Consider the following 15,171-nt stretch of genomic DNA (forward strand, 5'->3'; position numbering starts at 1 on the left):
TTATGAAAAGACTTAAACTAGTTTTATTCCTCTCTTTAGGATTAAGTTTCGGAATTCAAGCTCAGGAGTTAGATGTAAATTTACAAATAAGACCTCGTTTTGAATACAGAAACGGTTATAAACAGCTTTTACAGGAAGGTCAAAAAGGAACATCGCAGATTTCGCAACGTTCTCGTTTAAATTTCAATTACACGCAAGAAGATTTAATCGTAAAACTAACGCTTCAGAATACCAGAACTTGGGGAGATGTAACACCAGCAGCCGTTGCTGATAAAAATGGTGTTGCCGTTTTTGAAGCTTGGGCACAATATAATTTTACCGAAAAATGGAGTGCAAGAATGGGACGTCAGGTACTTTCATATGACAATCAACGTATTTTAGGAGAACAAGATTGGGGACAACAGGCACAAAGCCATGATGCTTTAACCATTACATTTCATACCGAAAAACAAAAATTAGATTTTGGAGGCGCTTACAATTCTACTGCCGAAAATGTATTGCAAACACCTTACACAGTTGCCAATTATAAAGCGATGCAATATGCTTGGTATCATAATCAGTTTAGCAGTGATTTTGGTTTTAGTTTTTTAGCACTGAATACTGGCTACGAATATGCAAACCTTGACGCTAAATTATTAGTAGACTATAAGCAGACTTTTGGCCCTTATTTGAGTTATAAAACAGGTAAAATAGATAGTAATTTTTGGGCGTACGGACAAACAGGCAAAAGCACCAATTTACAAGTAAGCGCTTGGAATGCAGCCGCAAACTTTAATTATGCCATAACAGATTCTTTTAAAGCTGGTTTAGGATATGAATTTTTATCTGGGAAAAATACAAACGACGGAAGTTCTGTAATCAAATCATTCAATCCGATTTTTGGAACCAACCATGCTTTTAACGGTTTTATGGATTATTTCTATGTTGGTAACCATCTAAACAATGTAGGTTTGCAAGACGCTTTTCTAAAACTTAATTACAATGTAAACAAATGGCAGTTTACTTTAAGTCCGCATATGTTTTTGGCTGCTGCCGATGTTGTTACTCCTCTTAATGAGAAAATGGATTCTTATTTAGGAACCGAGATTGACGCTTCTTTCGGCTATAATTTTAAAAAAGAAATCACCGTAACGGGAGGATATTCCCAAATGTTTGGCTCAAAGACGATGGAATTCATCAAAAACGGAGAAGCAAACCACACCAATAACTGGGCTTGGCTGATGGTTTCTGTGAATCCTAGAATTTTTAATTGGAAAAAATAAATTTATTTCAAAATTGACATCAATATTTTACCCTTTTCCTATTTCGGAAAAGGATACTTTTTTTTAGGCTAGCAAAGATTTATCATATACTATAATTAATTATATTTGAAGCGATTATGAACCCCCAATTCTATCCTAATGAAATCATTTTTAAAACTATCAATGTTAACTTTCATTGTGACGCAGACTGGTATTGCTGAGAAATACAATGATGACTTAATTTCTAAAAACTCAGAAATTAATTTTGCCAAAACTCAAAAAAGAGGCATCAAAAAAAACAACATTATTTATTATGTTGAAAATGATTTACAGACTATATCGGCCTACAAAAGAAGCAAATTGAAATGGCAGACCAATGTAATTTCTGTTTGCGGAAAACCCAAAAAAGGAGAACCAGAAATACGATATGTCGGATACAATTCAAACAAATTGCTTATCGTTATCGGAAAGCACAATTTTGCTGAAATTGACATAAATAGTGGCGAAACTAAATTTGTTGGTTGAAATTTAAAAAATGAAGAAATTTTTATAGAACACCCTTTTTCTACTTAGAAAAAAGGGTGTTTTTTTGCTTTCAATATCATTTTTATCTTGTTAATTTGGATATATTTGATGAACAAAAATCCATAAGCATGAACAAACCAATTTTACTTTTTTTTACAATTTTTATCTTCTCAAAATGCTTTTCTCAAACATTAGAATCAAATAGAGAAAAAATTGAAAGCGCAAAAATTGAATTAAAAGAGGCAAATAAAATTTTTAGCACTTGTATTGTAAATTCTGATATAAAATTATGTGTTGACGAATTGGTCAAAAATGCTACAAATGAATACAGGAAATATAGTATTGGTGGAGTTCTTTATGAAATTGATGCTGATAAATCTTTTAAACTTCACGAAGAAGCTTATTTAGCCAATAGTAATGATCAAAATTTTGTCTTAGAATATGCACTTGAGCTTCACAGAAAAGAAAAATATGCAGAAGCTTCTAGACTTTATGAACGATATTCTGAAAGTGCACCAAAAGACATACGAGTATATGCATGGTTAAGTGATTGCTACATCAATACGGGAGAAATAGAGAAATCAATTCTAAATTGGAAGAAAGCAAACCAATCCGAAAATCATATATCAATTGACAATGCTATGTTCATTATTTATGGAAAAACTACACAAATTAAAACCAGAAGTGATTTAAGGTCTGAAATTGAAAAAGGAAAAACCTCAAATTTTTATCCGTTACTATTCTTAGATAAAAACTGGGAATCAGATTGGTGGAATACGCATACCCAAGAATATTTTTTAAATGAAGATCTTAAACTAGCTCAAACAAAATTAGGAGAAACAAATCCAGATTTTAAAACTATAAAAGCCTATTTAAAGATAAAAGAACTTGAAGGATTAAGACAATCAGAGGAAATTAAAAAGATTCTGATTGACAATAAAATTATTTTAAACAATAATCCAATACCCGTTTTTGGTGAGTTTTCATCTGATTTGTTACGTATTTCTTTCATCAATCAATTTTTAAATGAAAATGATTTTTACAAGAATCGAGGAAATGAGCTATTAAAACTCGCTAAAAAAACAAAAGATAAAGATCTGCTAAATATTTACGCTTATCTGCAAGCGTCAGTTAACGGAACTGTGAATCCAGAAATTGACAAATTAGGATGGAAAGAATTTAAAGATGAACGATTTGTAAAAAGCTATTTTTCTGCTAAAGCAAATGATTTAAAATATGATAATATTGAGTTAAATGAAGCCTTAAAAGATTTCCCAAACTCATCGTATTTATTTTGGCTTAAAGCAAAATGCGCAAAAATGGAAAACAAACCTGTAAGACAAGATTTGATAGAACTGATAAAAAGAGAATTCAAAACGTTTGGAACAGATCAAAACAAATACAGTTACAGACTTAAATCATACATGGGAACTTTAGAGGTTGAAAAAGTGTAAATAACAATCAAAATTCGACGCAAAACTTTAACCAATGAAACTCATAGCCTGGAATTGCAATATGGCATTCAGAAAAAAAGCAGAATTTATTTTGCCGTTCAATCCTGATATTGCTGTAATTTCAGAATGCGAAAACCCTGAGAACCTAAAATTCCCACCGAATGTTCAATTGCCAAGTGATATTCTTTGGTACGGTTCAAATCTGCATAAAGGAATTGGCATTTTCTCTTATAGCGATTATCGGTTTCAATTATTAGATTGTCATAATCCTGCTTTTAAAAACATTCTGCCTATTGCTGTAACCGGAGGGAAAATCGATTTTACTTTATTTGCCATTTGGGCGAATAATCTAGAAGACAAAGACGGACAATATGTAACGCAGATTTGGAAAGCCATCAATTACTACGAAGAATTAATCAAAGAAACCAAAACCATTTTAACTGGAGATTTCAACAGCAACACTATTTGGGACAAACCAAAAAGAGAAGGGAATCATACAACAGTTGTAAACAAACTTTCAGAAAAGAATATTTTCAGCACTTATCATAAATATTTTAACCAAATTCAGGGTAAAGAAGAGCATCCAACTTTATATATGTATCGTCATGAAAATAAGCCGTATCATATAGATTATTGTTTTGCGTCGAATGATTTCATAGAACTCCTAGAAAGTATTGATGTTGGCACTTATAAAGATTGGACAATGCTCAGCGATCACAAACCTTTAATCATTAATTTCAATATATAAACCATGAACAACTGGACCAAAAGATGGGACGACCGTTACAGCACTGAAGAATTTGCATACGGCGAAGAACCCAATAATTATTTAAAAGAGCAATTAGAAAAACTAAATCCAAACTCTATTCTTTTTCCTGCTGAAGGCGAAGGACGAAACGCCATTTTTGCCGCAAAATTGGGTTGGAAAGTTTCGGCTTTTGATATTAGCGAAGAAGGCAGAAACAAAGCTTTAAAACTTGCTAAAGCCAATAACGTTTCGATTGATTATCGGGTTGGCGAATTAGAAACGTTGGATTTTAAAGAAAATCAGTTTGATGCCATTGCATTGATTTATGCGCATTTTCCGGCAGCAATAAAATCTGAAATTCACAAACAACTTGATAAATTTTTACAAAAAGACGGTATCCTAATTTTTGAAGCTTTCAGCAAGAAACATTTGGAATATGTAACCAAAAACGAAAAAGTTGGCGGACCAAAAGATATTGAATCTCTTTTTTCAATTGAAGAAATCCAAGCCGATTTTCCAAATTATGAAATCATAGAATTAGAAGAAAAAGAAATCGAACTCAGCGAAGGTTTATTCCATAACGGAACAGGTTCTGTGATTCGATTTGTTGGGAGAAAAAAATAAAACATATTCGCCGTAGAGACTCACTGCCGTGCGCCTCTACAAAAAACATCTTAAAAAAAATACTGCTTGAAAGATAATTCGTAAATTTGAAAAAATATTCAATATCATGGATTTACAAACTAGAAAAATAGAATTTGTACAGGAGTTTTTAAAAATTCAAAGCGAAGAACTGATTTCTCAACTGGAAAATTTATTAAAAAACAAAGACATTGTCGATGATAATGATTTCTTCAAACCAATGTCAATTGAAGAGTTTAATAATAGAATAGACCAATCTGAAAGTGATTTTAAAAATGGAAGATCTAAAACGACTTCTCAGCTTTTAGAAAAATACAAATAATGAAATTAAAAATTGTCTGGTCGCAGTTTGCAGAAAATGAACTTGATAAAATTTACGACTATTATCTTCTTAGAGCAGGAATCAGAGTCGTTAAAAAAATCATTCAGGAAATAATTTCTGAACCAAATAAACTTATTTCTAATAACCTTTCTACTCAAATTGAAGAACTTTTACTTGATAGAGAAAGCGAATATCATTACTTAATCTGTAAAAATTACAAGATTATTTACAGTATAGATAAAGAAAAAAAGCAAATTCAAATTGCTGATGTTTTTGATACCAGACAAAATCCTGTAAAACTTAAGCGCACAAAATAAGCTTTTTTATAACGCGTTAACGCACCAATGCACATTTCAAAAAGTATCTTTTCTTCATGCTCAAAAAATCATTAAAAATATGCTTTGGATTACTCATCCTTCTTACAATCATAATTACTTATTTAGTAAGCGATTTCAATCCAATCTATCAAAATTCTGAATTCGTTTTTATCACTAACGAAATAAAAAAGTCTCAAAAAGAAAGTTTAAAACCAATTATTGAAATTCATAATAAGATAAACGAAAAAACAAAAGAACTCGATTGTCCCTGTAAATTTGTGTCTAATAATATTCCAACGATTACTCATTCGTCATTATTTAAAAAAGCCTTGTATTATTTCAAAATAAAAAAAGAATTTTCTAATGATGAATGTCTGAGTTTTGTTTTGCTAAACTATGATTTTGGAGATCATAACAGAGGAGTTGAAGAGGCTTCAAAGTTTTATTTCAAGAAAAATATTGAACAACTCAACAAAACGGAAATACTAAGTTTAATAGCAATGCTAAAAAATTCAGGTTTATATAATCCGTTTAGAAATGGAGAAAAATTAAAAAGAAAAGTTCAATATTTTGAAAAAATAGTACAGAATCAAAGTGAAGAAAAATAATATTTAAAAAGTATTTTTTAGCTCAAGAAAACCTTTGCACCTTTGTTCCTATGTAACTTTGCAACTTAATTAAAAATATTTATGCTCCATAATTTCAGAACGCAAAGCTGCAACCTCTAAAATGCCCAGACGTTTTCCTTCTGTTTTAATTAAAGTTTCTTTTTTAAGGCTTGATAAAATACGGATTGCCTGTTCTTCTGTAGTTCCGGCAAAGTCTGCAATTTCCTTTCGCGAAAGCTCAATATCAATCAAACCATTTTTCTGTCCGAATTTACGATGAATGTAAAGCAGTAAATCAATTACGCGCTCACGGACATTCATATGAGCAATCTTACGGATATTGTTTTCGCTTTTGTTCAATTCATCAGCATAAAACAACATTAAAGCGTATGTGAATTCTGGAATGTGCTGTAAAATTTCGAGCATCGTTTCGTTGCTAAAATTACACAAAACAGTATCTTCCAAGGCATAAGCACTAATTAAGTATTTCTTACTTGTTCCGAATCCCCGAAAACCAATAATATCGCCGTTCGTTGTTAAGCGAACAATTTGTTCCCGACCGTTGATTCCTGTTTTTACCGTTTTGGCTTTTCCTTTACAAATAAAATAAAGCCCTTGCAATGGCGCACCTTCTGTAATAAACTGATCCGATTTTTTGCAGATTATGTTCTGTTTTTTAGAAACATAAGTCATCATTTGCTCTAAATGCAGGTGTTTCTTTATAAAACAATTCTCATTCATACAAGAATAACATATGGCTTGCTCTTCTTTCATGAGTTCTAAATTTTTAGCACATTAAAAACTAATTTGTTGTTCCTCATTTATTTTCACCAAAAGTAAAAAAAATAAATTCAAAAAATAAGTATTAATACGTAAAAATACTTATTTTTGCATAAGTACTTTTCTAAAGACTGAGCATTCAATAAAAGCAGTATCTCTAAATAGAACTCTAATGCAAACTACGAAGATCAAAACTACCTGTTCCTATTGCGGCGTTGGCTGCGGCATAATCGTGACCAACGATGCTAAAAATGGTGTTATGGTCGAAGGCGACAAAGAGCATCCTGTAAACAAGGGAATGCTTTGTTCTAAAGGAATGAATCTGCATTACGTAGTAAACGATACATCAGACAGAATTTTGTATCCTGAAATGCGCGGAAGCAAAAATTATCCATTGGAACGCGTTAGCTGGGATACCGCTCTTGACCGTGCAGCAGCTGTTTTTTCGTCTATCATTAAGAAACACGGACCAGACAGCGTCGGATTTTATATTTCGGGACAATGTTTAACCGAAGAATACTATTTAGTCAATAAACTTGTAAAAGGTTTTTTAAAAACGAATAATATCGACACCAACTCAAGGCTTTGTATGAGTTCTGCGGTTGTAGGTTACAAGAAAACATTTGGAGAAGATTCTGTGCCAATAGCCTATGATGATATAGAATTGGCCGATACGTTTTTGATCACTGGAGCAAATCCTGCTTGGTGCCATCCTATTCTATTCAGACGACTAGAAAAACACAAAGAAAAAAATCCGAAAATCAAAATAATCTGTATCGATCCAAGACGAACAGATACGGCAACTTTCTCCGATTTACACTTGCAGATTATTCCGGGTTCAGACATTATTTTGTATCATGCTATTGCCAGACGCATTATCGAAAAAGGTTATGTCGATCATGATTTTGTAAAAAACCACGCTGAGAATTTCAAACAATATAAAGATCTAGTTTTAGGAACTTCGCTTGAAAAAGCTTCCAAACTTTGTGGTATTTCTGTAAACGACATAAAACTTGCGGCTGATATTATCGGAAAAGCCAAAGGATTTATTTCGCTTTGGGCGATGGGATTAAATCAAAGCGCTGTTGGCGTGGATAAAAATACGGCATTGCTAAATTTATCTTTATTAACAGGACAAGTCGGAAAACCAGGTTCTGGACCATTTTCTCTAACTGGTCAGCCGAACGCAATGGGAGGACGTGAAGTGGGCGGAATGGCAACACTTTTAGCCGCACACAAAGACATAGCAAATCCAACGCATCGAAAAGAAGTCGCTGATTTTTGGGGTGTTGACGAAATTTCAGATAAACCGGGTTTAACCGCAACCGAAATGTTTGAAGCTCTAGAGTCAGGAAAAATGAAAGCCGTTTGGATTATTTGTACCAATCCGTTGGTAAGTCTTCCAGATTCTCGCAGAGCCGAAAAAGCGCTTCAAAATGCAAAATTCGTTGTTGTTCAGGATATTTCTCATAATGCAGATACTGCAAAATTTGCCGATTTACTTTTGCCCGCAGCTGGGTGGCTCGAAAAAGAAGGAACGATGACCAATTCGGAACGTCGTATTTCGTATCTTCCAAAAGGAATCAATGCGCCTGGAGAAGCGCTTCCGGATATTGAAATCTTGATTCGTTTTGCTAAAAAAATGAATTTCAACGGATTCAATTTCAATAGTGCCGAAGAAATCTACAAAGAGCATTGTGCGCTTACCAAAAATACCAATATCGATATCTCATTCTTAAACTATAATCGTTTAAAAACCGAAGGTACTTTTCAATGGCCCGTTCCCGATTATGGACATCCTGGAACACCAAGACTTTTTACAGATAAAAAATTCTATACGCCTTCTCAAAAAGCTATTTTTAATCTGCCTGTTTCTATTGAAAATACTTCGGTACAACCCAACGATGAATTCCCTTTTATTTTAACAACAGGAAGAATTCGTGATCAATGGCATACGATGACGAAAACCGGAAAAGTATCAAGATTATTAACGCACATTCCGAGTCCGGTTTTAGAAATAAATCCGATAGATGCTTTTAAAAATGACATCAAAAATGGCGACATTGTTGTGGTTTCGAGCAAAAACGGAGAAGTCAGAGTAAAAGCAAAAGTAACGGATTCTATCAAAGAAAAAGTGCTGTTTCTGCCAATGCATTGGGGAAAACAATTAGAAAATGATTTAAACCGAACAAATAATTTAACGAATAACGTCGTTGATCCCGTTTCTAAAGAACCTGATTTTAAGTTCACTACAGTTTCTATTAAAAAATATGTAAAACCATTTCAGAAAATTGCTATTGTGGGCGCCGGAGCGGCTTCTTTCCGATTCATTCAAAACTATCGCGAATTCAATACAACCGACGAAATTATTGTTTTTTCGAATGAAGTAAATCCGTTTTACAATCGCGTTTTACTTCCTGAATATATGACGGGAGAATTTACTTGGGAACAGCTTTTAAAAGTCAAAGACGGCGAAACTTTCAATAAGTTAAAAATAACCATGAAAGCGGGAGTTTCGATTGACAAAATAGATACTCAAAACAAAATTATAAAAGACAGTTTAGGCGAAACGCATACTTTCGATTCTCTAATATTAGCAACAGGAAGCCGTCCGTTTGTTCCAGAAAATGCCCAGCTTCATCTTCCGGGCCGATTTACTGTTCGAAGAAAAGAAGATGCCGATCGTTTAAAAAAACATCTCGACAGTACCAATCTTCCACCAGAAGAACAACATGTTGTCATTATCGGTGGCGGTTTATTAGGATTGGAATTGGCTGCAGCATTAAAACATAAAAAAGTAAAAACCACTATAATCCAAAGAGCTTCCCGTTTGATGGAACGCCAGCTCGATCGTATTTCGAGCAAACTTTTGGCTGAAGAAGTACAACTTCGCGATATTCAGATTTATTTTGATAATGAAGTCAGTACCGTTTTTGAAACCGATAATCCAAACGAAATCGAGATTGCTTTAAAAAGCGGCAAAATATTGACTGCGAATGCCATTGTATATACGATTGGAACGATTCCGAATATCGAAATTGCCAGAGAAAGCGGTTTAATCTGCGGACGCGGTGTAAAAGTCAATCAGTATTTACAGACTTCAAATCCCGATATTTTTGCGATTGGCGAAATAGCAGAATTCAACAATAAATTATTCGGAATCACTTCTGCCGCCGAAGAACAGGCTGCTATTTTGGCCAACTTTTTAGCGGGCGATATCAGCAGTTATTACAAAGGCTCGATTTTAATGAACATTCTAAAATTAGAAGATATAAATCTTTGCAGTATCGGTGATTTAACGATTCCGGAAAACGATGATTCATACGAAGAAATCGTTTTTGCAGATCTTAAAAAACGCTATTACAAAAAATGCATCGTAAAAGATGATCTTTTGGTTGGAGCCATTTTAATGGGAGATAAAAACGAATTTGCCGAATTCAAAACCATAATCGAAAGCAAAATCGAATTATCAGATAAACGAAACACGCTTTTAAGAGGAAGTTCAAATACAAAACCAGTTCTCGGAAAACTAGTCTGCTCATGCAGTCAGGTCGGCGCAGGAAACATCGAAGAAACCATTAAAAGCGGTGTAAACGATTTCACCGAATTATGTAAAAACACCGGTGCCGGTTTAGGTTGTGGAAGCTGTAAAACGGAGGTTAAGGAGATATTGGCGAAGTGCAAATAGTTTGTTTTTGTTTCAGGTTTCACGTTGCAACAACTTGAAACCTGAAACGAGGAAAACCTGAAACCTGAAACCTGAAACAAAGAAAAACAAAATGGAACTAACAAGATTAATAGTAAAAGGAGGCGTTATTTCGCCAGGAGAACTTAGAGAAGTTGTAAATATTGCTTTGGAAGAAGGTTTAGATTCTATTTCTTTTGGTTCAAGGCAGGATATTATTTTTCCGAAAGGTTTTAAATCTTTGGATAAAACCATTTTGGGCAAGCATCATTTTGTTTATCCTGATCAGAAAAGCGGGAACAATATCGTATCGTCTTATGTTTCAACTGATATTTTTAGAAATACCAATTGGCTAACCGGAAATCGGTTTTTATATATTTTAGAAGAATTTAAAGAACAGCCAAAACTCAAAGTAAACATAACCGATCCCAAACAGCAATTGGTTCCTTTGTTTACGGGACATTTAAACTTTATTGCTTCTGCGCATGAAGATTATTGGTATTTATATATTCGTCTTCCAAAATGGGAAAAAATGGAACTTTATCCAGTTCTGCTTTATACTTGGGACCTAGCAAAGATTTATTACGAAATCGAAAAAATCTCCGAAGAAGAATCCGTTGATATCGAAATGCTATTTAGTTTAGTTAGCGAAGCTTTAGACACTAATAACCGCACTATCGACAAACCTCTCAACATTCCTTTTTATCCATTTCCATATTATGAAGGAATGAACAGAATGGGAATCGATCAATATTGGTTGGGATTGTATTGGCGAAACAATCTTTACGATTTAGATTTTCTAAAAGAAATGTGCGATTTGTGTTTTGAATGCAAAATCGGTAAAATTTCGATTACGCCTTGGAAATCTTTTATTATAAAGGGAATTCCGAAAGATAGAAAGTTAGAATGGGAAAAATTCCTTGGAAAACGTGGAATCAACGTCCGTCATTCTTTACTAGAATTAAATTGGCATTTACCAGTTGCCATGGAATGGGCTTTGAATCTGAAAACATTTTTAGTTAGAACTTTAGATCAATTTGATATCAGTACGTACGGATTGAATTTCGGAATTTCAGAATACAATCGTGATGGGCATTATTTTACATCGATCGTAATCGAAAAAAATGAACTCCCAGCGGCTTTAGAATCGATTAAAATTCGAGATACTTATAATGTGTTGTTTGCTAAGAATTTCGACCCAAATACACGCGAATATATTGTGCATTCTCAGGATATCGACAAACTGGAACTTCCCACAATTTTAATTGAATTAAGTCGAAAATATTTCGATGAACTTGGAAATACAGCATCAGAAACAACCGAAAATCCGAAGAAAAAAGAAAAGCCTCAATTGGATATTTACCAATGCCAAGAGTGCTTAACCCTTTATAATTCAGAATATGGAGATGAGACACAAGGAATTCCGAAAGGCATATTGTTTACCGATTTAGGCGCTGATTATTGCTGCTCTTTGTGCGAAGCTCCCAAAAGTAATTTTAGGGTTTTGGAAACTATTGAAAGTTAAAACTTTCTATAAAAAGCTTAACATTTCTGTATCTAAAAATTGCGTATATTTAACTTAACTAAGAATTGCCATCGAAACATCGAACTCCAAGATTTTGTTTACCGCACTTAGTAACAATCTATTTTACTCAATAAAAAAATACAGTTATGATAAAAAGAACAACGCGAACTTCTGCTGTAAAACCAACTGATATACCAGCAGAAACAGCTGTAGAAAGCACTACAGAAGTAACGCCGGAAGCAAAAACAACGGTTAGAAGAACCACCAAAACAGCTACTTCAAAAACAACCGCTGCAAAAGCACCAGCAGCAACGGTTAAACCTGCAGTCAAAACACCTGTGAGAGCAGCATCAAAAGGAACTCCGAGAGCAACGGTTAAAAAAGAAGCTGTAACACCAGAAAAAAAAGAACCGATTGTTTCTGAAATTATAGAAATTCAAACTCAAGATATTTCTGTTCCTGTTGAATCCAATGAACCTGTTTTGGAAATTGACGGAACAATTCTTGAAATTGTAAAAGACAAAAAGAAGGATTTAAAATCGCAACTGAAAGCGAAACTTAAAGCTAAAAAAGAAAAAGAAAAGAAAAGAGAAAAAGCGATTAAGGCTGTCATCAAAAAACTTGAAAAAGCGAAGAAATCGAAACTGAAAGCCGCAGAAAAGAAAAAAGAAAAAGCTAAAAAAGCAAAGGAAAAAGCGAAAGCCAAAAAAGTTGCTGAGAAAAGAGCAAAAGCTTTGAAAAAGGCGAAAGCTAAAAAGAAAAAATAATACTTTAAAAAGGTTTGATTTTGAAAAAAGTTGAACCTTTTTTCATTTTGTCATTTCGACCGAAGGGAGAAATCACACACGGAACTCGGCAAAGATTGGCGATTTTGCATGCGGAATTATTTGTGTGATTTCTCCCTTCGGTCGAAATGACAAAACTGTGTATGAACTTTGTCAAAGTTTAAAACTTTGACAAAGTTTCTCTAGAAACCATTACCCTCCAATCGCAATCATACTGCGATTATCAAAATGAAGTGCAGGATCATTAATCTCATTGACAGTCGCCATTCCTGCCCTAACTTTCTTTTTATTTTGAATGGATTCTGAAATCAAATCTGTAATAGATTCACCATTTCTAAAAGCCGTCAGTAAATCGGTTTCTGAATTGGAGAAAAGACAGTTTTTAATTTTTCCGTCGGCCGTCAAGCGGATTCGGTTGCAGCTGTCGCAAAACGGATTTGTAATGGAACTTATAATTCCGAAATCGCCTTGGAAACCGTTTATTTTATAATTTCTAGAAGTGAAGTTTTTTTCGTCTTCTAGTTTCTGAATTTCATCTTCAGCAAAAGCAGTTTCAACTAAAAATAAAATCTCTTTTTGTGAAACCATTTTGCTCCTGTCCCACTCGTTTCCAGCAAAAGGCATAAACTCAATAAATCTTACAGAAATGGGCAGAAACTGAGTCAATTTCACAAAATCGACAATTTCGTTATCATTAAAACCTTTTATCAAAACCACATTTACTTTTACGTGAAAATCATTATTCAAAAGTAAATGCAGATTATCAATTACCTTTTCAAATTGATTTCTAAGTGTTATAGAAGCAAATTTAGATGAAACCAAAGTATCTAAACTCAAATTAATCTTCTTGACATTAAATTGCTTTAAAGTATCAATATGACGGTCAATTAAAATTCCGTTTGTCGTTATAGAAAGTGAAATTTCTAATTCTGATAATTTAGAAACAATTTCAGGAAAATCTTTTCTAAGTAAAGGTTCGCCTCCCGTTAATCTTATTTTGTCCACACCATTTTTTACGAAAGTTTCAGCAATTGCAAAAATCTCATCGGCCGTCATTAAGCTGGCTTTTGGAGAAAGTGCGATTCCGTCCGCTGGCATGCAATACGTACAACGCAGGTTGCATTTTTCCAGCAGCGAAATGCGCAGGTAATTGTGTCTACGCCCAAAAACATCCGTCAAAATTGTGTTAGAGGCTGTCATGGTTTTTTCCTTTTAAAATATGAAAGACGTGCATTACATGCGGAAATACAGCGTCCATCGATTCTCGTACACCATTTGTTGAGCCTGGCAATGCCAAAACCAACGTTTTTCCTAAAGTTCCCGCTACACTTCTCGAAAGCATTGCATAAGGCATTCTCTGTTGTCCGTAATTGCGAATTGCTTCTTCAATTCCTGGAATTCTGCTTTCTAAAATCGGTGACAAAGCTTCTGGTGTTACATCTCTTGGCGACAAACCGGTTCCGCCTGTAAAGATTACCAATTGATGTTCTTTGGCGAAAGCTTTTGTTTTTTCCTGAATAATCTCCAGTTCGTCTGGAATGATTTCATAATGAGAAGTTTCAACTCCGTATGATTCCAATTTTTCTACAATTGTTTTTCCCGAACGATCTTCTTTATCGCCCGCAAAAATCGAATCAGAACAAACGAAAACGGCTGCTTTTATTGCATTCGGAAATTTATTTTTGAAAGAAGATTTTCCGCCTTCTTTGTTGATTAATTTGATTGTTGCAATTTCGATTTCTTTATCAATCGGTTTTAGCATATCATACATCGTCAACGCAACAATCGACGCACCATGCATGGCTTCAACCTCAACTCCAGTTTTGTAAACCGTTTTCACATTGAAGATAATCTGAATTTCTAAATCTTCAATATTGTACTCAACCGAAGTAAATTCAATTGGAATCGGATGACAATCTGGAATAGACAAATGCGTGTTTTTTACAGCAAACAATCCTGCCGTTTTTGCCATTTCGAGTACGTTTCCTTTTGGCACTAAATTATTGACCACAGCATTAATTGTTTCCTGTTTACTAACTTTTACAATTGCCCTTGCGGTTGCTTTTCTTAAAGTGCTTATTTTATGCGTAATATCTACCATTAACTATTTTGTTTCCAAGTGAATGTATCGTTTTCAAACATTTCTTTTCCAAAAATCGGCACATCGGTTTTAATCCAGTTTACAATCGCTTCTGTAGCTTCGTAAACCTGCTTACGTCTTGTTGCCGATACAAAAACAAACAGACAAATTTCACCCGCTTTAACCACGCCTAAACTGTGATAAATGTGCATGCAGGTCAAATCGAATTTAGCGAAAGCTTTTTCACGAATCGTGTACAAAGCTTCGTTTGCCATATCTTTATACGCCGAATAATCAATCGCTACGACCGTATTATCGTGAATAACATCAGCCCGAACTTGTCCTAGAAAAATATTGTGTGCACCAATAGTATGTTTGGATTGATGTTTGGCAATCGATTCTGCTATAAATTCAGGAGCAATCGGTCCTTCTACAAATACATTTTTACTCATTTTTTAT

The 15,171-nt window shown here is 34.0% G+C and carries 15 protein-coding genes; 11 read left to right on the plus strand and 4 right to left on the minus strand.

What is annotated here, in order from left to right:
- Positions 1 to 2: 2 nt before the first annotated feature.
- The 8 genes from ACFFLS_RS24780 (at position 3) to ACFFLS_RS24815 (ending at position 5,857) form a co-directional block, all read left to right on the plus strand.
- Entirely contained in the window at positions 3 to 1,262 is a 1,260-nt protein-coding gene (locus ACFFLS_RS24780) for an alginate export family protein (protein ID WP_379682636.1), read from the plus strand.
- 162 nt (positions 1,263 to 1,424) lie between these two features.
- Positions 1,425 to 1,766 (plus strand): hypothetical protein, encoded by a 342-nt coding sequence (locus ACFFLS_RS24785; RefSeq protein ID WP_379682637.1) that lies wholly within the window; start codon positions 1,425 to 1,427, stop codon positions 1,764 to 1,766.
- A 128-nt stretch (positions 1,767 to 1,894) separates the two neighbouring features.
- The gene (locus ACFFLS_RS24790; protein WP_379682638.1) at positions 1,895 to 3,220 is read left to right on the plus strand and encodes a tetratricopeptide repeat protein; all 1,326 of its coding nucleotides are present in this window, start codon (positions 1,895 to 1,897) and stop codon (positions 3,218 to 3,220) included.
- Between the two features lie 34 nt (positions 3,221 to 3,254).
- Positions 3,255 to 3,968, plus strand: a complete 714-nt coding sequence (locus ACFFLS_RS24795) for an endonuclease/exonuclease/phosphatase family protein (RefSeq protein ID WP_379682639.1) — start codon at positions 3,255 to 3,257, stop codon at positions 3,966 to 3,968.
- A 3-nt stretch (positions 3,969 to 3,971) separates the two neighbouring features.
- On the plus strand, positions 3,972 to 4,592 hold the full coding sequence (locus ACFFLS_RS24800; RefSeq protein ID WP_379682640.1) for a class I SAM-dependent methyltransferase: 621 nt from the start codon (positions 3,972 to 3,974) through the stop codon (positions 4,590 to 4,592).
- 106 nt (positions 4,593 to 4,698) lie between these two features.
- A complete protein-coding gene (locus ACFFLS_RS24805; protein WP_379682641.1) occupies positions 4,699 to 4,932 on the plus strand; it encodes a hypothetical protein in 234 nt (77 codons plus the stop codon).
- Positions 4,932 to 5,249, plus strand: a complete 318-nt coding sequence (locus tag ACFFLS_RS24810; protein ID WP_379682642.1) for a type II toxin-antitoxin system RelE/ParE family toxin — start codon at positions 4,932 to 4,934, stop codon at positions 5,247 to 5,249. The genes ACFFLS_RS24805 and ACFFLS_RS24810 overlap by 1 nt, the downstream gene beginning before the upstream one ends.
- Before the next feature lie 56 nt (positions 5,250 to 5,305).
- A complete protein-coding gene (locus ACFFLS_RS24815; RefSeq protein WP_379682643.1) occupies positions 5,306 to 5,857 on the plus strand; it encodes a transglycosylase domain-containing protein in 552 nt (183 codons plus the stop codon).
- Between the two features lie 69 nt (positions 5,858 to 5,926).
- On the opposite strand, the gene ACFFLS_RS24820 is transcribed toward ACFFLS_RS24815, so the two are convergent.
- Positions 5,927 to 6,631, minus strand: a complete 705-nt coding sequence (locus ACFFLS_RS24820) for a Crp/Fnr family transcriptional regulator (protein WP_379682644.1) — start codon at positions 6,629 to 6,631, stop codon at positions 5,927 to 5,929.
- Positions 6,632 to 6,809: 178 nt separating this feature from the next.
- Here ACFFLS_RS24820 and ACFFLS_RS24825 point away from each other — a divergent pair, with 178 nt between their 5' ends.
- The 3 genes from ACFFLS_RS24825 (at position 6,810) to ACFFLS_RS24835 (ending at position 12,614) form a co-directional block, all read left to right on the plus strand.
- Entirely contained in the window at positions 6,810 to 10,325 is a 3,516-nt protein-coding gene (locus tag ACFFLS_RS24825; RefSeq protein WP_379682645.1) for a molybdopterin-dependent oxidoreductase, read from the plus strand.
- Between the two features lie 91 nt (positions 10,326 to 10,416).
- Positions 10,417 to 11,847: a rubredoxin gene (locus tag ACFFLS_RS24830; RefSeq protein WP_379682646.1), complete on the plus strand. Its 1,431-nt coding sequence runs from the start codon at positions 10,417 to 10,419 to the stop codon at positions 11,845 to 11,847.
- 146 nt (positions 11,848 to 11,993) lie between these two features.
- Positions 11,994 to 12,614 (plus strand): hypothetical protein, encoded by a 621-nt coding sequence (locus tag ACFFLS_RS24835; RefSeq protein ID WP_379682647.1) that lies wholly within the window; start codon positions 11,994 to 11,996, stop codon positions 12,612 to 12,614.
- 210 nt (positions 12,615 to 12,824) lie between these two features.
- Here ACFFLS_RS24835 and moaA read toward each other — a convergent pair whose 3' ends face one another.
- The 3 genes from moaA to ACFFLS_RS24850 are packed head-to-tail and all read right to left on the minus strand — an operon-like array spanning position 12,825 to position 15,164.
- Entirely contained in the window at positions 12,825 to 13,832 is a 1,008-nt protein-coding gene (gene moaA / locus ACFFLS_RS24840) for a GTP 3',8-cyclase MoaA (protein WP_379682648.1), read from the minus strand.
- The gene (gene moaCB, locus ACFFLS_RS24845) at positions 13,819 to 14,733 is read right to left on the minus strand and encodes a bifunctional molybdenum cofactor biosynthesis protein MoaC/MoaB (RefSeq protein ID WP_379682649.1); all 915 of its coding nucleotides are present in this window, start codon (positions 14,731 to 14,733) and stop codon (positions 13,819 to 13,821) included. Before moaCB ends, moaA begins: the two co-directional genes overlap by 14 nt.
- Positions 14,733 to 15,164, minus strand: a complete 432-nt coding sequence (locus ACFFLS_RS24850) for a molybdenum cofactor biosynthesis protein MoaE (RefSeq protein WP_379682650.1) — start codon at positions 15,162 to 15,164, stop codon at positions 14,733 to 14,735. The genes moaCB and ACFFLS_RS24850 overlap by 1 nt, the downstream gene beginning before the upstream one ends.
- Positions 15,165 to 15,171 lie beyond the last annotated feature (7 nt).

Source organism: Flavobacterium procerum, assembly GCF_042431625.1.
Classification (GTDB): domain Bacteria; phylum Bacteroidota; class Bacteroidia; order Flavobacteriales; family Flavobacteriaceae; genus Flavobacterium; species Flavobacterium procerum.

Coding starts and splice junctions, on each gene's coding strand:
- ACFFLS_RS24780 (WP_379682636.1), top strand. CDS start 3: ATGAAAAGACTTAAACTAGTTTTATTCCTCTCTTTAGGATTAAGTTTC.
- ACFFLS_RS24785 (WP_379682637.1), top strand. CDS start 1,425: ATGTTAACTTTCATTGTGACGCAGACTGGTATTGCTGAGAAATACAAT.
- ACFFLS_RS24790 (WP_379682638.1), top strand. CDS start 1,895: ATGAACAAACCAATTTTACTTTTTTTTACAATTTTTATCTTCTCAAAA.
- ACFFLS_RS24795 (WP_379682639.1), top strand. CDS start 3,255: ATGAAACTCATAGCCTGGAATTGCAATATGGCATTCAGAAAAAAAGCA.
- ACFFLS_RS24800 (WP_379682640.1), top strand. CDS start 3,972: ATGAACAACTGGACCAAAAGATGGGACGACCGTTACAGCACTGAAGAA.
- ACFFLS_RS24805 (WP_379682641.1), top strand. CDS start 4,699: ATGGATTTACAAACTAGAAAAATAGAATTTGTACAGGAGTTTTTAAAA.
- ACFFLS_RS24810 (WP_379682642.1), top strand. CDS start 4,932: ATGAAATTAAAAATTGTCTGGTCGCAGTTTGCAGAAAATGAACTTGAT.
- ACFFLS_RS24815 (WP_379682643.1), top strand. CDS start 5,306: ATGCTCAAAAAATCATTAAAAATATGCTTTGGATTACTCATCCTTCTT.
- ACFFLS_RS24820 (WP_379682644.1), bottom strand. CDS start 6,631: ATGAAAGAAGAGCAAGCCATATGTTATTCTTGTATGAATGAGAATTGT.
- ACFFLS_RS24825 (WP_379682645.1), top strand. CDS start 6,810: ATGCAAACTACGAAGATCAAAACTACCTGTTCCTATTGCGGCGTTGGC.
- ACFFLS_RS24830 (WP_379682646.1), top strand. CDS start 10,417: ATGGAACTAACAAGATTAATAGTAAAAGGAGGCGTTATTTCGCCAGGA.
- ACFFLS_RS24835 (WP_379682647.1), top strand. CDS start 11,994: ATGATAAAAAGAACAACGCGAACTTCTGCTGTAAAACCAACTGATATA.
- moaA (WP_379682648.1), bottom strand. CDS start 13,832: ATGACAGCCTCTAACACAATTTTGACGGATGTTTTTGGGCGTAGACAC.
- moaCB (WP_379682649.1), bottom strand. CDS start 14,733: ATGGTAGATATTACGCATAAAATAAGCACTTTAAGAAAAGCAACCGCA.
- ACFFLS_RS24850 (WP_379682650.1), bottom strand. CDS start 15,164: ATGAGTAAAAATGTATTTGTAGAAGGACCGATTGCTCCTGAATTTATA.